The sequence below is a fragment of the Methanosarcina soligelidi genome, from assembly GCF_000744315.1.
Taxonomy (GTDB): Archaea; Halobacteriota; Methanosarcinia; order Methanosarcinales; family Methanosarcinaceae; genus Methanosarcina; species Methanosarcina mazei.
The window spans coordinates 3,447,002-3,467,843 of record NZ_JQLR01000001.1 but is presented as its reverse complement, the minus strand read 5'-3'; the positions used below and the strand labels follow the sequence as shown (position 1 = coordinate 3,467,843).

The 20,842-nt window shown below is 43.0% G+C and carries 17 protein-coding genes; 11 read left to right on the top strand and 6 right to left on the bottom strand.

The genetic code is table 11. The features are described 5' to 3' along the window. Positions 1–170 precede the first annotated feature (170 nt). The 4 genes from M886_RS14855 (at position 171) to M886_RS14840 (ending at position 4,345) form a co-directional block, all read left to right on the top strand. A complete protein-coding gene (locus M886_RS14855) occupies positions 171–680 on the top strand; it encodes a shikimate kinase (protein WP_048036612.1) in 510 nt (169 codons plus the stop codon). 435 nt (positions 681–1,115) lie between these two features. Continuing rightward, positions 1,116–1,394: an ACT domain-containing protein gene (locus M886_RS14850; RefSeq protein WP_011032036.1), complete on the top strand. Its 279-nt coding sequence runs from the start codon at positions 1,116–1,118 to the stop codon at positions 1,392–1,394. A 26-nt stretch (positions 1,395–1,420) separates the two neighbouring features. Next, the gene (locus M886_RS14845) at positions 1,421–2,782 is read left to right on the top strand and encodes a PFL family protein (RefSeq protein WP_048051413.1); all 1,362 of its coding nucleotides are present in this window, start codon (positions 1,421–1,423) and stop codon (positions 2,780–2,782) included. Positions 2,783–3,190: 408 nt separating this feature from the next. Continuing rightward, entirely contained in the window at positions 3,191–4,345 is a 1,155-nt protein-coding gene (locus M886_RS14840) for a hypothetical protein (protein WP_048051412.1), read from the top strand. 151 nt (positions 4,346–4,496) lie between these two features. On the opposite strand, the gene M886_RS14835 is transcribed toward M886_RS14840, so the two are convergent. After that, positions 4,497–5,393 carry a hypothetical protein gene (locus M886_RS14835; protein ID WP_011032033.1) on the bottom strand — a complete coding sequence of 299 codons (897 nt, stop codon included), beginning with the start codon at positions 5,391–5,393 and terminating at the stop codon, positions 4,497–4,499. 409 nt (positions 5,394–5,802) lie between these two features. Here M886_RS14835 and M886_RS14830 point away from each other — a divergent pair, with 409 nt between their 5' ends. Further along, on the top strand, positions 5,803–6,516 hold the full coding sequence (locus tag M886_RS14830) for a phosphoribosyltransferase (RefSeq protein WP_316242974.1): 714 nt from the start codon (positions 5,803–5,805) through the stop codon (positions 6,514–6,516). 437 nt (positions 6,517–6,953) lie between these two features. Here M886_RS14830 and M886_RS14825 read toward each other — a convergent pair whose 3' ends face one another. The 3 genes from M886_RS14825 to M886_RS14815 all read right to left on the bottom strand — a co-directional run bounded on the left by M886_RS14825 (position 6,954) and on the right by M886_RS14815 (position 9,218). After that, positions 6,954–7,664 (bottom strand): metallophosphoesterase family protein, encoded by a 711-nt coding sequence (locus M886_RS14825; protein ID WP_235204037.1) that lies wholly within the window; start codon positions 7,662–7,664, stop codon positions 6,954–6,956. Between the two features lie 647 nt (positions 7,665–8,311). Continuing rightward, positions 8,312–8,572: a hypothetical protein gene (locus tag M886_RS14820; protein WP_048051411.1), complete on the bottom strand. Its 261-nt coding sequence runs from the start codon at positions 8,570–8,572 to the stop codon at positions 8,312–8,314. A gap of 226 nt (positions 8,573–8,798) precedes the next feature. Beyond that, positions 8,799–9,218, bottom strand: a complete 420-nt coding sequence (locus tag M886_RS14815) for a plastocyanin/azurin family copper-binding protein (RefSeq protein WP_048051410.1) — start codon at positions 9,216–9,218, stop codon at positions 8,799–8,801. Positions 9,219–9,696: 478 nt separating this feature from the next. Here M886_RS14815 and aspS point away from each other — a divergent pair, with 478 nt between their 5' ends. From aspS to thsA, 3 genes are all read left to right on the top strand, one after another. After that, entirely contained in the window at positions 9,697–11,031 is a 1,335-nt protein-coding gene (gene aspS, locus M886_RS14810; protein ID WP_048051409.1) for an aspartate--tRNA(Asn) ligase, read from the top strand. 112 nt (positions 11,032–11,143) lie between these two features. Beyond that, positions 11,144–11,848, top strand: coding sequence for a ribose 5-phosphate isomerase A (gene rpiA / locus M886_RS14805; RefSeq protein WP_048051408.1), 705 nt, complete (start codon positions 11,144–11,146; stop codon positions 11,846–11,848). Between the two features lie 431 nt (positions 11,849–12,279). Further along, positions 12,280–13,917 (top strand): thermosome subunit alpha, encoded by a 1,638-nt coding sequence (gene thsA, locus M886_RS14800; RefSeq protein WP_048051407.1) that lies wholly within the window; start codon positions 12,280–12,282, stop codon positions 13,915–13,917. 196 nt (positions 13,918–14,113) lie between these two features. Here thsA and M886_RS14795 read toward each other — a convergent pair whose 3' ends face one another. Continuing rightward, positions 14,114–14,782 (bottom strand): DUF2119 domain-containing protein, encoded by a 669-nt coding sequence (locus tag M886_RS14795; RefSeq protein WP_230670744.1) that lies wholly within the window; start codon positions 14,780–14,782, stop codon positions 14,114–14,116. A gap of 16 nt (positions 14,783–14,798) precedes the next feature. Beyond that, complete coding sequence (locus M886_RS14790) at positions 14,799–15,491, bottom strand: S4 domain-containing protein (protein ID WP_048036293.1); 693 nt, start codon at positions 15,489–15,491, stop codon at positions 14,799–14,801. Positions 15,492–15,911: 420 nt separating this feature from the next. On the opposite strand from M886_RS14790, the gene M886_RS14785 reads away from it, so the two are divergent. From M886_RS14785 to M886_RS14775, 3 genes are all read left to right on the top strand, one after another. After that, on the top strand, positions 15,912–16,847 hold the full coding sequence (locus M886_RS14785) for a bile acid:sodium symporter family protein (RefSeq protein WP_048051406.1): 936 nt from the start codon (positions 15,912–15,914) through the stop codon (positions 16,845–16,847). Between the two features lie 556 nt (positions 16,848–17,403). Continuing rightward, complete coding sequence (locus M886_RS14780; protein WP_048051405.1) at positions 17,404–19,116, top strand: hydantoinase/oxoprolinase family protein; 1,713 nt, start codon at positions 17,404–17,406, stop codon at positions 19,114–19,116. Further along, positions 19,113–20,657, top strand: coding sequence for a histone deacetylase family protein (locus tag M886_RS14775; RefSeq protein ID WP_048051404.1), 1,545 nt, complete (start codon positions 19,113–19,115; stop codon positions 20,655–20,657). The genes M886_RS14780 and M886_RS14775 overlap by 4 nt, the downstream gene beginning before the upstream one ends. Positions 20,658–20,842 lie beyond the last annotated feature (185 nt).

Genomic DNA, 20,842 nt, shown 5'->3' with positions numbered 1-20,842 from the left:
TGAAGTATTTTTAGTGCGTCCTATGAATTTTCTTTTTCTTTAAAATATTCACGTTGTATCTTTTATATAGCAGAAGATTATATTCTGTCCTGAAATTATGGACTGCCGATCTTCATATCTGAAATTTTCGGCATCTTGTTCTTGATTTTATGGGCAGGAAGCGTGTGGTAATGAACATAACATTAATCGGTATGGCAGGAGCGGGGAAAAGTACCATAGGAAAAGCGCTTGCAAAACGTCTGGATTATACTTTTATTGATGTTGACCGTTTGATCACAGATAAAACTGGAATGCCCCTCCAGGTACTCATTGATAAACAGGGCGATTCTGCTCTTCTCAGATTTGAGGAAGAAGCTATTCTGGGTCTTGGGCAGGTGGATAACTGTATTATTTCCCCGGGAGGGAGCGTAATTTATTCCGAAAAATCCATGGTCTACTTAAAAAACATCTCAAAAGTTGTCTTTCTGGACGCTTCTTTCAGGAGCATCGCAAGGCGAATACCGAATGCAAGAAGAAGAGGTATAGTGGGCCTGAGGGATAGAAGCCTTAAAGAACTATTTGAAGAAAGGCTGGTTCTGTATAATAAATACGCTGATTTCTCCGTAAAAATCAGGGGAAAGGAAAATATTCAGGGGATTGTAGATCGAGTGATCAGGCTCTGTTTTATGGTGGAATCCTGATTTGAGCATTAATTTTTCCTGAATAAGAGACTGATCCTGTTTTGTTTGTTTTCCATTCATTTCTATCTGTTTTCATACATTATTATATATTATTATACATTATTATATATTTCACATATTATTATATATTTCACATATTATTATATATTTCACATATTATTATATATTTCATATATTTTTGTGCATTTTTATCTGTCTTCATATGTTTTTATCTATTTTCATATAATTTTATATAATTTCATCCATTTGTTTAGCTGAGACGATCAACACATGTATCGGTCTGAACCTTCTGCTTTAACAGTTTTATACCAGCATGGAGTTTCTACTCTAACAGTTTACTTTATTATCTATCAGGTCTTCAATCTCGACAAAATTCTTTGCTTACAGTTTTCATACACCGACCTGCAGACAAGCAGGCTTATCAGGAGATATTTCATGACATCAAGCCGTTTTATTATCACGGTCATTGGCAGTGACAGAGTAGGAATTGTTGCCAGGATCACCACTGTAATGGCCAGTTACAACGTGAATATTGTCGACATCAGCCAGACCATCATGCAGGGCATCTTTACAATGATTATGCTCGCAGAAGCCCCGAAGGAAAACTTTGACCTTGCAGCTTTCCAGCAGGCTATGGACGCCGAAGGCAAAAGCCTTGGAGTTGAGGTCAAAGTTCAGCATGAAGACGCTTTCCGTTTCATGCACAGGATCTGATTTTTCAGGAAGGGAGGATTTTTTTCATGCTTATAAACCCTAAAGAAATCCTGGAGACAATCCAGATGGTCAGGATGGAACATCTGGACATCAGGACCGTTACCATGGGGATCAGCCTCAGGGACTGCAGCCACCCTGATATTGAGATATTTAACGAAAATATCTACGCGAAAATAACCTCGCGGGCAAAAGACCTTGTCCGGACGACAAATGAAATCCAGAGCCTTTACGGGATCCCTATCATCAACCGCAGGATTTCTGTGACCCCCATAGCGATAGCAGCAGAAAGCTGCAGGTCTCGGGACTTTGTATCTATTGCAAAGACGATGGACGAAGCTGCAAAAGAAGCAGGTGTCGATTTTATCGGCGGGTTCAGTGCCCTTGTCCATAAAGGGGAAACTGGCGGGGACCTGAAATTAATAAATTCCATTCCTGAAGCTCTTGCATCTACAGAAAAGGTCTGCTCGTCCGTTAATGTTGCAACCACAAAGGCGGGAATTAACATGGATGCAGTCGGCCTTATGGGAAAAGTAATCAAAAAGACTGCGGAACTGACCTCTGACAGAGACGGGATAGGCTGTGCTAAACTCGTGGTTTTTGCAAATGCTCCTGATGACAACCCTTTTATGGCAGGAGCTTTTCACGGAATTGGGGAACCCGAATGTGTTATTAATGTGGGCGTAAGCGGGCCTGGTGTGGTTAATGCAGCTGTTTGCGAGCTCGAAAACCCTGACCTCACGGAGATTTCCGAGACAATCAAAAGGACAGCTTTCAAAATTACGCGCATGGGAGAAATGGTCGGAAGAGAGGTCTCAAGAAGGCTCGGCGTTGAATTCGGGATTCTCGACCTTTCGCTTGCTCCAACTCCGGCTATCGGGGACAGTGTTGCAGCAATTCTGGAAGCTATGGGCCTTGAACGCTGTGGAGCCCATGGCACGACTGCAGCCCTTGCACTTCTTAATGATGCAGTAAAAAAAGGAGGAGCAATGGCTTCTTCTTCTGTGGGAGGTCTCAGCGGGGCTTTCATTCCTGTAAGTGAAGATGCAGGCATGATTGAAGCGGTAAAAGCCGGAGCTCTCTCTCTTGAAAAACTCGAAGCCATGACCTGTGTCTGTTCAGTCGGGCTTGACATGATAGCAGTCCCGGGAGATACTCCTGCAACTACCCTTTCTGCAATCATTGCTGATGAAATGGCTATAGGGGTAGTAAACAAAAAGACAACAGCAGTCAGAGTGATTCCAGCACCCGGAAAAGAAGTTGGGGATTCTGTGGAATTTGGCGGGCTGCTCGGCAGTGCCCCTGTTATGCCTGTAAGCAATTTCAGTTCAGAAACTTTCATAAAGCGGGGGGGAAGAATTCCGGCTCCTATCCAGTCATTGACAAACTGAAATATTGTCCCTAAAATTGAATCCACTCTGGCAGGTAGCTCTTCAGTATGTTCTCATGAACCAGCATATTCTTATGAAGTCGGAATATGCTGGTTCAGTTTTCATGTATTTGTTTTTAGAGTGACCTTTTTCATTTCAACTATTCTTTCATTTCAACTGTTCTTTCATTTCAACTATTCTTTCATTTCAACTATTCTTTCATTTCAACTATTTTTTCATCTCATCTATTTTTCCAATACCTTCAAAATTAAACGTTATAAAAAAAACTATTGTAGATAGAAAAAATTTTTACCTATCAAACTGTTTACTTATTGATATTGTTTTATTTGTGTCCTCGATTTTTAAAGTCACAGGACGCCTCAAAAACGGGCTTCAGTAACAGGAATAAGAAACAGAGGAGAGAGTTATTTGAACCCGAAATATCTTAAAATAGTGATTTTGTCGCTCCTTTTAATTTGCTTTACAGGCGTATCAGGAGCGAAACCGAGCAGCGGGCATTCAGGAAATACAGGATTTCCGGACTACACTGAAGGCGCGCAATACGATACTGATTTCGATGCCAGCTTTATGTCGGAATGGTGGTACCAGAATGGGGATATGAGGCTTGTTGGGGAAGATGGAGATGTGAAAAATCTTGCTTTTTTTACCGTACTTGTTCACCAGGAATCTCCAACGTTTTTTTATGATTCAAAATCAGATACGCAGCTTTCGAATATGGTAACTTTCTATGGGCTTTATCCTTATGGGGAGGAGCCTTCTGACAACTATACCCTGGTTTTTGTGCCGAGGGATGAAATAGAAACCTATATCGGGTTTCATAAGCCATACCTTGATTTCACTTACCCTGAAGGTTTAAGGAAATTTTACGGTTCGGCGTTTAAAGGATACAATCTGGATTACGCTTACGACAACGTTCAGTTGGACCTGTTTTTCAAACCTCTCGCAGAAAAAACGATCGACAGTGCAACAGATCCCGTCAATTTTACCACATACGAATATGCTTATGGAAAACTTCACGGCAGTGTTATGCTTGACGGCAAAAAATATAGAGTTACGCAGGCTGACGGGTACTTTGACCACATGACCCCCTATACAAGGGACCAGCCTGTATGGGAATGGGAGCTTCATGGGTGGAGCTGGTCAGAACTTACAACTGACAGTTATCAGACTGTGTTCTATGGGGTAAGAGGATCTGATGGGTGTGATGATTATGAATATAAGCACCTGACCCTGATAGACAAAAATAAAGGTAAGGTAATTGCAGAATACTCAGGTGACGAAGTAATCATCAGCGAAAGTGACTGGACAGAAGCGAAAGTCAAAGAGCAGACCGTGGAAAGACCAGCCAGCCTTCAAATATCGGCTCCTGACCTGAATATCTCCATAAATGCAGAAAGTGTTATCCAGCTTGATAGGTCATCTCAGGAAGAGCCTGTGGGATTTGTTGATTTCATGTCTTTCCAGCCCGATGAGGCAACAATTGAGTACAGGGGTGATCTTGAACAGGGAAGCGCCTTCTATGAATATATGGTTTCTGACCGGGTTATTTTCCCGCCGCAGTAAATACGGTGCAGGTTTACAGAAATAAGGTTCTGAAGGCAAGTTCACATGGTCTTGAATTTTCAGGGGATTTTCCCCCTTTTCATATTTTTGTCCTGAAATGCGGCACCTCTCATTAATTCTGACCGGGCATGTTATCACGGCAGTCCAGGAATTATTTCGCATTCACCCACAGTGACCTCATAATTTCTCTTATTTCTTCTATTTTCTTTATACTTTCTTCATTATTTATAACATCAAAATCGTTAAAAGTCTCAAGTGCAACCTTTGCTGCAATTGAGGCACCATTAAGGTACCTGTTGCCTGCGCTGCCCACAATTGTCTGGAGGGCTGAAGCAGCCTGAAAAACGGCACTTTCCATTTCCTCTTCCTCCGCGCTTTTTCCTATCTCTTCGATAGAAGATGCTATGCTTCCCGTAGCGTTCTGGAGGCTTTCCTCCATAGCCGCTGCAGCCATTTCTTCCAGCATAATCTCTGCTCCGATGGCAGCTTCTTCAAGCATTTTCTGAGCAGCCAGCTTTCCGGTGTCTCCGAGGCAGGAGACACATATGGCAGCGTTTTCCGAAGCATCGGAAAATTTCGTTCTGGCAGCCGCTTTTCCGATCTCTCCAAGCCCTATTGTAACCGCGATAGCTTCCTTTTCTCTGTTCATGAGAGCTGCCGTATTTCCGCTTTTCCCGAGCATTGACGCTGCTAGCTTTGCAACCGTTTCCAGGTGCTGTTCCATAGCCGTTTTTCCTATTGTTCCGAAGGAGAGCAGGACCTTGACAGTCGTATTTTCCATATTTTGCTTCATCGAGCACTGGAGTATTTTATCCAGAGACCTTATAGCACTGACTGCCGCATTTTCCATTCCCTGAAGGGCAGCAGCCTTTCCTATCTCTTTTATGGAAGCTACCGTTTGCTCGGCTTCCAGTTCCTTTCTCTCATTGAGGTAGCCTTTGCCTATCTCTGTCAGAGAGGCAAGAGCCCGGCTTACTCCTTCGTCAAACCCTTCATCGATGAAAGCCAGACCTTCCTGAATTATGCTATTGTGATCTTTTGAAAGCATAGCTTTGAAGCTCCTTTTCGACAGTATAGCCTCTATTCCACAATCTTCTGCTTCTTATACTGCAGCCACTTTTAAGACGCAACTTTTACTATAATAGCTGCTTAAAATATTCTCTTTTTTATTTCATTTGTTATAGTTCTGCCAGAAAATTAAATATAATAAGGTGTCAGAAAAACAGGAATTATAAGATGAGATCTAAGTTTGTTCTTCCTGAAAAGTCCTTATTTCATGAATTCTCCTGTTTCTCCCTTATTTGCCATATCTGTTTGCTTTCCCTCACTCAAATATTTTCAGGTAATAATATGTATTTTCATGTATAATATTGATCCCATCTTTACAACATCGATACGGATGGTAAATAAAATAACAGATAAAACGATATTTTATGTGAAGAAAGAAGGCGGTTTATCTGAGTAGAGAAAAAGCACCCAGGAAATCAACCTTTTCTCCTGCAGAAAAGAGATCTTTTAAGTGTGAGCTTATAAGCTTTGAAGATGTTTACCGCATTTCCAGGCTTCTTGCCCGGAAAATCAAGGCTTCAGGATACAAACCCGACCTTATAATTGCTATAGGAAGGGGAGGATATGTCCCCGGAAGGCTGGTTTCTGACTTCCTGCTTTTCAGTGACCTGACCTCCATAAAGGTCGAACACTATCTAAGAGGTGCTGAAATGAAGGCAGAAGCGAGAATTCGATTTCCTCTCTCTGTTGATATCAGCGGGAAAAAGGTGCTTATTGTAGATGACGTAACCGATACCGGAGATACCCTGAAGCTTTCTATCGGTTATGTGCAGAGCCTGAACGCTTCTGAAATCAGAACTGCGGTTCTGCAGCACAAAACATGCTCTTCTTTTGTTCCGGATTTTTATGGCCAGAAGATCATCAGGTGGCGCTGGATCATTTATCCCTGGGCTCGTTATGAGGATCTGGCAGGTTTTACCAAAAGGATTCTTGAAGATGGGGCTATTGATGTCTCCCGGATAATATATGAGCTTAAAGACAGGCATGGTCTTGAGGTCGGAGAAAAAGAAATCCTTGAAATACTGCATGACCTGGCTGAGAGAAAAGAGATCGAGAAAACTGAAGTGGATAATCTGGTTAAATGGCAGGTCAGGATGAAATAAAATAGTAAATTGTTTTATCTGTCTTTCATGAAAGGTTTTTGCTTTTTAGCTGGTAAATCCTATGTTTTTGTTCAATAAACCTTTACTTATTTTGAAAAATATATATTTTTTATCATAACTTATATGCAGATCCGAAAAATAAAGAAAAATTGTTATCCTGAAAATATCACGATCCGGAGGTTCTCAAACTGTCATATATTCTTTTTTGAAGATACCCTCCACAATTAAAAATGGCAGTTTTTCAAAAGCTGCGCATTTAAGAATTTAAAGGAAAAATGAGGAAATTAGGGGAGTAATCAAAAAATTAGAGGAATACTAAGGAGTTTAAGGGAAGAACAGGCAAATTAAAGGAAAAATAAAAAATTTAAGGGGAGAATAAGGGGAATTAGGGAAAAAAGGGAGGAAATTGGAGGAAAAAAGGAGGTGCTTTAAACACCTCACATCACTGTTTCTGTAATAAATTCAATATTTCCTTGAGGGAAAACCCTTGAAACACGGACTTTCCAACCGCCGTCTTCAATTTTTTCGGATTCTCCATTTCCGTTTTTCTTGCTGTTCTCTGCCTGGATCAGATTAAAGCACTGAGTGGTTTTGCCTCTGGTCTTGGAAGAGCAGAAAGTTCCCGCGTTTACAACAAGCATGTTGTTCAGGTTCCATACATGCGGAATGTGGCAGTGCCCACAAAGTACAAGGTTTACCCTGCATTTGTTCAGGAGGTCAAGTACATCTCCGGCATCGACAAGGACAGTATTTTCCCTGCCGGCAAGAGGAATAGGGACAAGGTGATGGTGCAGGGCAAATACCTTGAAATTTTCTCCTGAAAAAGCTTCTTTGATCCAGCCATAATTTTCTCTTCCCAGATGGCCGTCATCAATGTCAGGTTGAGAGGAATCAGCTCCCACAATAGTCATATTTCCAAGGTTCCGGGTCTGGAACCGGTTTTCGAAAAGATCTTCAAAGTGCAGATATCCGGCGTTTTTGGAGTCGTGGTTTCCAGGGACAAGGACCCTGTTTTTGCACTCGATCCTGTCAATAAACATCTTTACTCCATCATATTCGGCTGAAAACCCGTTTTCTGTCAGGTCGCCTGTAATTACTACAATGTCCGGATTCAGCTGGTTTATGCTTTGCAGCATGGATTCGGCAATTTCCGGGACAAAGTACGCTTCCGAATAATGAATATCTGATAGGTGTACAATCTGTATAATTTTTTATTCCTCTTTTACAGTGAAATTTCTAATACTTATTATATTCAGAACCTCTGAATTCAGTCCTATTATATATACCTATCTGGTAAAACTACATATTTTCAAAAATCTAATTATAATTCATTAAAAATGCTAGAATTGAGACTTAATCCTTTTTTAAGCAGTATAGGTATTTACTTAATTTACATTCATGTAGAATATGCAGCAAAAGGTCATATAATAATTTCCAAAATCTGTTCAGTTTTATTTTCTATTCAATCTCAGGGCTCGAGTCAAATACTGACATGGAATTTCTCGAAAAAAGAATTTTTTTGGGTTGACTAAAATCAAATTTGATACCTATTTCAGGATCTGGTGTTTAGGAAGACGTGTAAAAACCCCTGAGCTAAAGACTCAGGTTTTACGCTTCTTTATATAAATATGAATTAAATAAGGATGAATCAGCTAAATATAAAAATTTTAAGTTGTTTCCCGATAATTAAAACCGATAATTAAAAAATAGGGTTCAATTCGGGACGCCTCTTAATTTGACAGTATTTTTGGTGTGTTTTTTCCTCAAAAAGGATTTTTTAGAGGTCCTGAGAGCATCAGTCATTTGGATACAGGCAGACATAGTGTTTAATTATCTCACCGTTTTTGTTTTCCTCATACTGGAGGGCATAGAGCCATCCTTTCCAGACAATTTCATCTTCAAAAATCATATCTGGCTTCCAGTCCTTCGGTACTATCCCGGTTGCTACAAAGGAATCAATATTATGAAGTATTTTTGTTACCCCTTCCTCTTTCATTGTCTTTGTCGGCGCACTTTTACACGCTGGATCAATCTCACTGATATCTACTTCACCCATTGTCAGTCACACTCCTTTATCATAGGGTTGTTTATGGCCCAATAAAAACTCTACGTCCTATCCATATATAATCCTCTGAGAGCCATCAAACAAGTTTGGAAAGTAAAAAAATAAAACTTCAGGAGGGGAGTTCTGTCAAGTTATAAAAGATCAGAATGTGGATTAATGCTGTCATTTTCCTTATCGATTTTTTATTTTACTAATTCATATAAGGAACTCTTCGTATTCAGGCCCCTATAGCTTCTACAGTTACTTCCCCTTCCATCCAGGGGTGTACTGAACAGATATACGGGTAAGTTCCTTCCTTTTCAAAAGTATAGATAAATTTCTCTCCTTTCTGAAGGTAATCTGATTCAATACCTGAACCCACCACGTCATGAAGGACAGTATCGTTATTAGTCCACATTACAGTCTGCCCAATTTTTACAGTAATATTCTGGGGTATATATGTATAATTCCTTATCTCTACGTTAGCTATATCAGATTTTGCTCCACTGGAAGTTTCCTCGGCTCCTACCGCTCCCCCTTTATCCACTTCCTCTAAAGGTATAGAAGGTTCAGGTTCATCCGAACCCTCATTCTCAACACAACCCGCAACAAAAAACACACCAAGAATTATTAAAAAAATTAATATTTTCTTTCTCATAATATTTTTCTCCTCTTAACCTCACAGCTTTTATGCCTGTATCCCATTTTGGCCCTTTATTTATTTCTTTTCTGATTTCTATCTCTTTAACCCAGTCCTAAAACCTGAACTTAATCATCTGTAAATCAACCCTCTCAGGAATAAAATAACTCCTCGGCCACAACCGGGTCTTCAATATCAAACCAATAATTCAGTAAACTACTCCGGGAGAAGCAAAAGCATTACCAATCCCATAGTCGTCCCTCTGGATTTCAGCCTACGATGCAACTGCAAATTAGTCTTTTTAAGGTCAACTCATACTGCTTCTTTATAAATCAGTCCTCTTGAGCGAGCGAAGCGAGCGAAAAGGACCTCGTGCTCCCGAAGCGAAATTCGGGCGGTGCAACAAATACATTAATAATGAGTTATGACTATTCACCTACGTTTCAGCTTCATTCTTATATTTACGTTTAATTTATCCCCTAATTAAGGTGAATTTATGTCTTTAGCAAATCTCAGAACGCATTATACAGCCGATGTCAGACCGGATAAGGTTGAGAACGGTCAGAAAGTAACCCTTGCAGGCTGGGTCCATGAGGTCAGAGACCTCGGAGGGATCTGTTTTGTCGTGCTCCGGGACAGGGAAGGAAAGGCTCAGGTCACACTTGTAAAGAAAAAGATTGATAAAGATCTCTTTGATGCAGCCAGAAGGCTCGTCCGCGAGTCCGTAATTTCCGTGACCGGCTCTGTCAAGTTTGAAGAAAAAGCACCGAACGGCTATGAACTTCTCCCTGACGAGATCAATGTCCTGAACGTCTCAGGTTCTCCTCTTCCAATGGACACCACCGGAAAGGTGGAAGCAGAACTCGACACAAGGCTTGACTCCCGCTTCATCGATCTGAGAAGAGCAGAGACAACTGCGGTCTTCAAGATAAGACACGAATCCCTCCGGGCTATAAGGGAATACTTTGTAAAACACAACTTTATAGAAACCGCAACTCCAAAGGTCGTTGCTACAGCAACAGAAGGCGGAACTGCCCTTTTCCCGATAACCTATTTTGACAGGGAAGCTTTTCTCAACCAGAGCCCACAGCTTTTCAAGCAGATCCTTATGAGCGGCGGGTTTGACAGGGTCTTTGAAATAGGGCCGATTTTCAGGGCAGAAGAACATGATACACGCAGGCACTTAAACGAAGCCACTTCCATTGACGTGGAGGTCAGTTTTGCAGACCACTTTGATGTAATGGAGCTCCTGGAAAACCTTGTGGCTTATGTTTACACGCGAGTAATCGAGAACTGCAAATCCTCCCTTGAAGTACTCGGGGTTGACCTGAAGGTTCCGAAGACTCCTTTCCTCAAGCTCACCTATGATGAAGTGATAGAGATCATAAACAGCCGCTGTGAAGAAAAAATGCACTGGGGAGATGACCTGGGCACACTCGGAGAGCACACCGTCGGTGACTACGTTTACGAGACCACAGGCGAGTCCCATTACTTCATCATCGACTGGCCCACGGAAATCAAACCTTTCTATGCCATGCCTTACGAAGACAGGCCTGAATTCAGCAAGTCCTTTGATATGATGCACCGCACAATGGAGCTCTCTTCAGGAGCCCAGCGTATTCACATTCCTTCCCTGCTTAAGAACAGGATCGAGTCCCAGGGTTTAAACCCTGACGGTTTTGAGTTCTACCTCAAAGCTTTCGAATACGGGATGCCTCCGCATGCAGGATGGGGAATGGGCTGTGAACGCTTTGTCATGACCATGCTGGGGACTGATAATATCCGGGATACCGTACTCTTCCCGAGGGACAGGAGAAGACTTTCTCCCTGATCCCCTCCAATTTTTCATTTAAACTTGAAAGGACTTACTGTTTCTGAAAACATCTGTTGAATATGTTAACTTTTTCAGTTAACTTTTTTAGAGCTGAAAGGCGGAAAACAATATGACGGAAAGAAATACTTCTACTGATTCTCCGGAAAAACGGGCGGCAGGAATTGCTGCGGCAGGGCTTGTCAGCTCAGGGATGGTTGTAGGGCTCGGTACGGGTTCGACAGTTGCATATACTATAAAAGAGCTGGGGCGCAGGGTAAAGGAGGAAGGCCTCGACATCCTCGGGGTTGTTACCTCCTACCAGTCCGAAATGCTGGCAATAGATGCCGGGATAAGGCTTACCACCCTTTCTCAGGACCCTGAACTGGATATTGCAATTGACGGAGCTGACCAGATAGACTCCAACCTTTATGCCATCAAAGGAGGCGGGGCTGCTCATACAAGGGAAAAGATCGTTTCCGTGTCTGCAAAAAGGTTTGTAGTTGTAGCCGACGACTCTAAAACCAGTACGCAGCTTGATAAGCCTGTGCCTGTTGAAGTCCTTCCCTTTGCAAAAGAACCTGCAGTGAACAGGATCCGGAAACTTGGGGGAGAACCCAGACTCAGGTCTGCCGTAAAAAAAGATGGTCCCGTTATAACGGATAATGGAAACTTTGTTCTTGATGTCGAATTTGGCGTTATAAAAGATCCTGAGGCTCTTGCCCTTCAATTGTCTGCGGTTCCTGGAGTTGTTGAGCACGGAATTTTTAGTAATGTTACTGAACTTTACATAGGGAAAAAAGACGGGTCCGTAAAAATTATATCCAGACAGAAGTGAAGGGTTTCGCAGGCAAATTTATAATTAATTTGCTGAATAATTCGTAGCGAATTTGCTGAATTAATATAAAAACCCGCAGGTAAGAGCCGAAAAAGCTGATAAAAACCTGATATCTTAAAGGCAGCGTTCTCTCAATATCTTCTTTTAAAGATTGATTCTGTGAGAAGGAGAATACTGCCTTTTTTACTTCAAAGGATAACAGTAAGCGGAAACAGCATTCATTTTGTAAAATAACAGGCCTGACCGGTATATTTTTATAGAAGTATTATCAGTTATTTCCTGATAAATTACTACCTGCGAGTCAAAGAAATTGCGCAAAATAAAGTGTCTGGTTTCGAGATTTCAGATTAAGAAACCGAGCCGGAATGTCTTTCGCATTATCAGTTATTTGTCCTTCAATTCATACCATTATTTCAGGAGGTTTCGTTCAGATGGATAAAGGTGGCCAGCCAGTCTTTATAATAGATCCGAGAAAGGAACAGACAAAGGGAAGAGACACACTCAGCATGAACATTGCAGCCGCAAAGGCAGTAGCAAACATAGTTAAGAGTACCCTCGGACCCAGGGGAATGGACAAGATGCTTGTAAACCCTCTGGGAGATATCACCATCACAAACGATGGTGCCACTATCTTACATGACATGGACATCGAGCATCCTACAGCCAAGATGATTGTGGAAGTTGCCCAGTCTCTGGAAAATTCTGCAGGAGACGGGACAACAAGCGCTGTTGTGTTCACCGGTGCCCTGCTGGAAAAAGCGGAAAGTCTTATTGAAAAGGGTGTCCACCCGGCGGTAGTCGTTAAAGGTTACAGGCTTGCAGCAGAGAAAGCTGTTGAGGTTTTTGAGAAGCTTGCAGTCCCAGCAAAAGAAAGGGAGCTGCTTATCAAAGCTGCCAGGACATCCATTACTGGCAAGGCTTCTGAAAAATACAGCAATTTGATTGCAGAAATCTGTGTGGACGCAGTTCTTGCAATTCATGAGGACGGAAAAGCCGACCTTAAACATATCATCCTTTCTAAAGATGTTGGCGGGCTTGTTGAAGACACCGAATTCGTGGAAGGCATTGTGATCGACAAGGTTGCTCTTGATAAAAAAGCCCCTCTGAAGATCGTAAACCCGAATATCGCTCTCATTGATGCTCCTATGGAGACTGCAAAGACAGCAAACAAAGCCAAGCTCCAGATCAGCACTGTAAGCGATATCGAAAATTTTGTGAAGCAGGAAGATGCAGCCCTCTTTGAAATGGCGGATTACGTAATCAGGGCAGGGGCAAATGCAGTCTTCTGTTCCAAGGGCATGGATGACAAGGTTGCAGCTTACCTCCAGAACAGGGGCATATATGCAACCCGCAGGGTGAAGAACGAAGACATGCAGCACCTTGCAGATGCTACGGGAGGAAGGCCTGTCAGAAATATAAAAGAACTTACTGAAAAAGAACTCGGGCATGCAGGGCTCCTTGAGCAGGACAGGGATGACGAGCAGGGCAAAACCTACCTCAGGGACTGCAAAGGTGCGAAATCAGTCTCAATCGTTCTCCGCGGCGGAACAGAGCATGTCGTGGACAACCTGGAAAGGGCAGTTGATGACGCTCTCAAGGTTGCCAAATGCGTCGTTGAAGATGGCATGGTAGTTGCTGGCGGCGGGGCTTCGGAAATGGAAGTTGCGCTCTCTCTCCGTTCTTATGCTTCCAGTGTAGGCGGACGTGAACAGATGGCAATTGCAGCTTTTGCTGAGGCTCTTGAAGAGATCCCGAGAACGATTGCAAGAAATGCAGGTCTTGACACCATTAATACCATTGTGAACCTGCGTGCAAAACACGCTGACAACAAAAATGCAGGTTTGAACGTCCTTACGGGCGCTGCCGAAGATATGCTTGAAAAAGGCATCATCGACCCCCTGAGAGTTAAGGTCAATTCCATCAAAGCAGGGTCAGAAGCTGCGACAATGGTGCTCCGTGTGGACAGCATGCTCCGCGCCCAGCGTACGGATATGCAGGACGTCAAACCCGAGCACAGGGCAAGCACCTATGAAGGGATGTCTGCACCTGCACTAAACATGCACAGATAAACCTGAATCTTATTAAGCCGGATTCTTTTTCAGTTTAATAATTGAAAAAGAATCTACCTGTTTATTCAGGCAGGCTGCAGAAAAAACTGCAGCTTACTCTTTTTTCTTCGGGAGTTCCTTCTCAGAAATGATTTAACTCTCTTATATTACTTTCAGATAAATTCTCATTTCTGTAACTTCTCATTCCGGCAAATTTTCAGATTTCCCCGTAAAATTGGCGGTAATCTTCGATAGCTTTCTTTGCCTGCTCAGGAAATTCCTTTTTCAAGTATTCGATGAACCCGTCCCTTGATTCTGCCTCTTTAAGAACCTCAAGAATACCGGCTACAAACTCCCCTGACCTGAAATTCTCTTTCTGAATCTCAAAAGAGAGGCAAAGAGCTTCTTTTGGGAAATACTTCTTCCGGATCCAGGGAGAAACCGAACCCAGCAGAACTCCTTCTTTCAGTACGCTGTAAGCAGGAACTCCGATTCTATCCATCCTGTCCCTTCCTGAGAGTTTCTCAAAATTCTCTCCGGAATAGGAGTGAAGTTCAATATAGATTTGAGGTTTCAGGGATTCAACGGCTTCAAGTATGCCTTTTCCCATTCCGGGGTAGTAATCCGGGTCAAGAGTTGAGATATATTTTCCTCTTTTTACGAGAGGGATCAATGCAAGAGTCCCTTTTTCAGGCGGCTTTATTCCCATCAGGATTTCTGTTGTGTCTTTCCATTCGTCTCCGTGAAGCCCTGCGACAAAAAGTCGGACAGGTTTTCCGTGCCCATAGATTTTCAGTCCGGTTTCATCAGGGTACACACTTTCAACGCATATATCCGTACAGCTGGTTTTTTCCGGAGAGGGGCCGACTTTTTCTTCAGCAGCCATCCGCTTAAATTCCTTTTTATTCGTTTTCTTCAGTTGACTCTTTTCCTTCAAGGAAAGGTCTTTTTGCAACCACGTAAATTTCCTGTTTTTCCGAGCTGAGTACCTGCTGTATTTCAAGTCCCAGATTCTCTATCCTGCTCAGGATAGGTTTCGGGTTTTTCTTTTTTGGGATTTTTATTACCTGAAGCAGCCTTCCCCCTTCTTTCAGGAGAGGGAGCATTCTGGAAAGGGCTTTAATTGAGTCCTCGGGTTCGAGAGTCATGTCTGACAGGATAACATCGACAGGTTCCTCAGAGAGCTCTTTAAGAGGTATTGTAAACACGTCCCCGAATATTATTTCCACATTTTCCCGTTCATATGCGATTTTTCCAAGTTCGCTCCTGAAATCCCTGCTGAACTCTATGCCTTTTACATGGTCTGCAATCTCGGAAGCAAAAAGGAGAAAACCGCCTGCACTCGACCCGAGGTCAAGAACCCTGTCTCCGGGTTTAAGGACCCCGCTTTCTTCCTGAACAAATTTGAGTTTGAAGTATCCCTGTGGCTGGTCCAGGCCTTCGGCAACTTCTATTGTATCATCAATTGAGACGTCTCTTGAGACTTTTGTGACCGCAATGCCGTTAACTTTAACTTTTCCGTCAAGAATTGCAGTCTTTGCTCGTCCCCTGGACTTGAAGTGTCCCATCTCTACAAGGTATGCATCCAGTCTCATGGGGCATTGTATCGCAGAGCCTGTATATATAGGTAGCAAGTAGAAAAGTAATAAATAAGAAATTCAGGAAAAATCTCTTAATAAATAGAGCTTAAAGAACCGTTTTCCGGAAGGATGATCAAAATCTTACAGTTTCTTTAAAGCCCACAATTTTTTTAAAATTATAGAATATGTTTAATAACTTGAGCTTTTTAAAAACTTGAGTTTTTTAAAACCTGATTTTGTTATAAGCCTTGCAGTTTGTTTAAAACTCATATTTTTCTTTTTAATCGTAACTAAAATGGAATTTTCCTGCTGTTTATGCAATTTCGAAATTAATTACAACTTTATTATTTATTGGGAATATATAGATATTTATTTAAATAACAATCTTAGTTAGTTTATAACTCAAACGTCTGTTGATGAGACGGTGTACAAAAAATGCTTAAAAAGTTTACTTCGTTATTTTCCTTATGGGCGGTGCTTCTATCTGCAGTAGCATATTTATATCCTGAATATTTTGCTCCCCATAATAATCTCATAGTACCTTTTTTAAGCCTGATAATGCTGGGAATGGGAGTTACACTTTCAGTTGACAGTTTCCTTGAAGTCCTTAAGCGGCCTCATGTGGTTTTACTGGGCACCCTTATGCAGTATACCCTTATGCCTCTTGCTGCATGGGCAGTCTCCATCGCTTTAAATCTGCCTGCAGACCTTATGGCGGGTGTGATCCTGCTTGGATGCTGTCCGGGTGGCACTGCTTCAAACGTTATCTGCTACCTTGCAAAAGGCGATGTTGCACTTCCAATAGTGCTTACGTCCGTATCCACCATGATTGCCTTTCTTGCAACTCCGTTTCTTACCTGGCTCTTTATAGGGCAGACCGTGGAGGTCGACGTTACAGGCATGCTTGTAAGTGTGATAAATATCGTAGTTGTACCTGTAGCGCTCGGGCTTGCTATCAATTATTTCTTTGAATCACGAATAAAGGCGGTCAGGGACGTTTTTCCTGCCATTTCAGCTGCTGCCATAGTAATAATTATTGCCATAATTATAGGGACAAATAGTGAAAACCTTGAACAGAGCGGTCCCTTAGTTCTTCTTGCTGTGATTCTACATAATAGTCTCGGGCTTGCAGGAGGCTACGGGGCTGCAAAAGCTCTGAAATTCAGTGAGAAAGAGGCAAGAACCATTGCAATCGAGGTGGGAATGCAGAACTCGGGCCTCAGCGTTGCTCTTGCGATAAAACATTTCACTGCTGCGGCAGCTCTGCCGGGTGCTATTTTCAGTATCTGGCATAACCTGTCCGGAGCTTTCCTTGCAGGGCACTGGTCGAAAGAAACAGAATTTGATCGCGATAAACATGAGATCTCCTGAAATAACGGAAATCTCCACCAAGAGGTTGGGGTGAGACCTGAAAAGGTTTCACACTGAGGTAAAAGAACAAGGGTTGGAGACAAAAGGAAAAGTTCAGAGGAGCCCGAAAGTTCTCTGGACTTTTTCTTTATTCACTCCAGAACTCTCAGATTTCTCTTCGCGAGGACGGCGCCCTTTTATTTCTTAATTCTTACTGGATTTATTGATTCACGCTTTTTTATAGCATTAAGGTTGTACCGTGATTATAAGCTTTAGTCTGGTTTGCAGGAGGCTGCATTTCCCTGCGCATAAAATGGCATAAAAACACAGGTATCCGGACATCAGACAGAATAGGTACATCCCGGATATTTTCGGGGTTATTCCCTAATAAATATCCTGTAGATTTTTTACAGGACTGCGAATATGGAAACAAAGTACACACTTTATGGAAACAAAGTACACACTTATTTCTATACCTAAATCAATTGAAACTGGCTACAAGCCACATTTATTATAAATTTACTAAAGTGAAATAATTGAAGATATATTCATTCAGGTGAGGATAGGCGAATTGTGAATGCTAATAGGAATTGATGTAGGGGGCACCACCACGGATGCGGTGCTTATAAGGAACGGAGAGGTATACAGCACAGCCAAGGTTCCCACGGAGCCAGGAGACCTTTTGAAGTCTCTTCTCGGTGCCCTTGATGAGGTTAGCAGAGGAGTTCCCCCGGAACAGTTTGAGAGGGTGGTGTTCAGTACAACTGTAATAACAAACCTTATTGCAGAGGGTAAAACCGAGAGGGTAGCTTTACTGCTCATCCCGGGCCCTGGAGTTAACCCCGCAAGTTACGTTTTTCCCGACAGTTTCTGTATTAAGGGAGCTATGGATTACAGGGGAAGGGAAATACAGCCCATAGACGAGGAAGAGGTTCGGGGGACTGTAAGCCGGATAAGGGATCAGGGCTTTTTAAGGGTTGCTGTGGTAAGCAAATTCGGGCAGAGAAACCCTTCTCATGAACTCAGGATAGAAGAAATCATCAGGGAAATGCACCCGGACTGTAAAGTGGAACTCGGTCATAAAGTTTCAGGCAAACTGAATTTCCCAAGAAGGGTCGCTACTTCTATGCTGGCATCCGCTACAGGAGAGCATTACCAGAAATTCGTTTCTGAGATCAAAAAAGCCCTGGAGGAAAGAAAAATCCGGGCTTCTGTCTTTATTCTTAAAGCTGATGGAGGGACTCTGCCAATTGAAAAATCAGTGGAACTCCCTGTGGAGACTATTTTTTCAGGCCCTGCTGCAAGCACTATAGGAGCCCTTGCCATTACCCCTGAAGGGCAAACATCCGTTGTGGTGGATATAGGCGGGACGACTACAGACCTTGCCCTTATCCTCTCTGGAAAACCGCTTATCGCTTCCAAAGGTGCCAGGCTGGGAGATTTCCTGACCCATGTCCGGGCTTTTGCTGTCCGCTCGATAGCTGTAGGAGGAGACAGCATTGTAAGGGTTAAAGAAACAGACAGTGGGCTCAGGACGATAAGCATAGGGCCTGAAAGGGTGGGTCCGGCTTACTGCATGGGAGGAAAAGAGCCAACCCCTACGGATGCTTTGAGAGTTCTCAGGCTTGTGGAAGTAGGAGATTCTCAAAGGGCAAATGAGGCAATATCTTCTGTAGCTTCCAGTCTTGGTAAATCTGTACTGGAAACCGCGTCCCTTATAGTGGACATAACCGCAGAAATGATTGCACAGGCAGTGAGAGAGATGTTTCTTGAATGGGAACAGGAGCCTGCTTACAGAATATGGGAAGTTCTGCAGAAGAAAAAAGAAAGGCCTGAAAATGTGGTCGGAATAGGCGGCGGGGCAAAAGGCCTGATTGCAGGGGTTGCGGAAAAATTGAATGCTAAACCGGTTATTCCCTCCCATTCGGAGGTTGGAAATGCTATCGGGGCAGCTGTTGCAAGGCCTACTCTTACTCTCAACCTGCGCATTGATACCGAGCAGAAGGTCTATTCGGTAGCCGAAGATGGAGAGATTGCAAGCCTTAAATTTACGAATATCGGGAATTTCAACAGGATGCGTTCGGAAGAAGCCGAAACCCTTGCAGCAAAACTTCTCAGGGACCGTGCAAAAAGGTTTGGGATTTCCGAGTACGTGGAAGAAGCCGAAGTTGTTAGCAGCGAAGTTTTTAACATAGTGGAAGGCTGGCTTACTGTGGGGAGGCTTTTTGACGTAAGTATGCAGATCCCGGCAGGCCTCATTCCAGAATGGAGCAGGAGGGGAAAGGCATGAAACTCGGGATCGGGAAGATTAAGGATGTACTCAAAAGCGGAGCCGGAAAAAGTACTGAATCCGGGAGAGAAGAACAAAAAATAGAGGAAATTGAGCCTGATAGGGTGGAGGAAGCTACAGTGACTGCAAAAATTTCAGAGCAGGAATCAGAAAATACACCCGAAAAGGAACATCTGGTTCCAATGAACAGGACAGAATGTAAAAAAACAGGTCTTATTTTCTTCCCCGCTTTTGACTGGGCAATTTCCCCAACCCACCCGGAAAGGGAGGAACGTCTCCTCTATACCCGGGACCAGATTTTTGAAGAAGGGCTGATGGATCTCCCGCAGATAGCAGAGTACAAGCCGCGCCTTGCGGAGTTTAAGGACATTGCAAGGGTCCATTTCTGTGTCCCGGACATAAAAGCTCAGGCTACAACTCCACATCTGATTGCGGCTGGCAGCTGTCTTGTACTTGCCGATGCCCTCATGCGAGGAGAAGTTAAAAACGCTTTCGCCCTCGTCCGCCCTCCGGGCCACCACGCCATGACAGTTGCTCACGGAAACCGCGGTTTTTGCAATATCAATAATGAAGCAATCCTTGTAGAGTACCTGAGAAAAAAATACGGGATCCGCAGGATCGCAATTGTGGACACCGATGTCCATCACGGGGACGGGACACAGGAGATTTTTTACAATGACCCGGACATACTTTTTATTTCTTTCCACCAGGACGGGAGGACACTCTATCCAGGATCCGGTTTTACGAACGAACTGGGAGGCCCGAAAGCCCTGGGCAGGACAATAAATATTCCTCTTCCTCCGGGGACTCCGGATGAGGGCATACTCTACGTTCTTGATTCTCTGGTGATGCCCATCCTCGAGGACTTCAAACCCGAGCTTGTCCTCAATTCTGCAGGGCAGGACAACCATTATACAGATCCTCTCGCAAACATGCGTTTTTCCGCACAGGGCTATGCAAAACTGAATGAAAAACTTGGACCTGATATGGCAGTTCTTGAAGGGGGCTATGCGATCCAGAGTGCTCTGCCTTATGTAAATACAGGAATAATCCTTGCCATGGCAGGGCTTGATTATTCCTGTGTAATGGAGCCCGATTTCAAGCCCGGGATGTTTGTGCAGGCTGCAAGGGACAGGCAGATACTGGAAGGAGTTGTTGCAACTCAGCTGGAAAACTGGAAAAACCGGGACAGGCTTGTAGAAGAAGAGATCGCAAAACATGGGGACTTTTACCGCCGGAAAAAACAGATCTTCTACGATACCGATATGATTCAGGAAGTCCAGGAAGAAACAATCAAAATGTGCCCTGACTGCCAGGGTTATGTAACCATAGACTCGCGTGCTCACAGAAGCATAAACGACACAAGGATATTCGGAGTTTCAGTCCCTATCTATGCATGCAGTCGCTGCCAGGCAGAAGCGGAGGAGGAATACAAAAAGAGACTCAAATCTCCAGAATATGAATATGTCTATCTTCAGGATAAGAAAGCAGATGAATACAGGGCATACAATATGAGAACAAAACAGGAGATAGTCTACTGAAAAACCGTTTAAAGACGCCTGTAATAAAGGCCTGCAATAATTTTAAATAATTTTTTTAGAATAAATTTCTTTTTTTAGAATAAATTTCTTTTTTTAGAATAGATTTCTTTTTATTACTGTATGTTACTTTTCTTCTTTTTTCTGCACTACAATGTATGCATAGCTCTCTATATCTTTTATTCTTT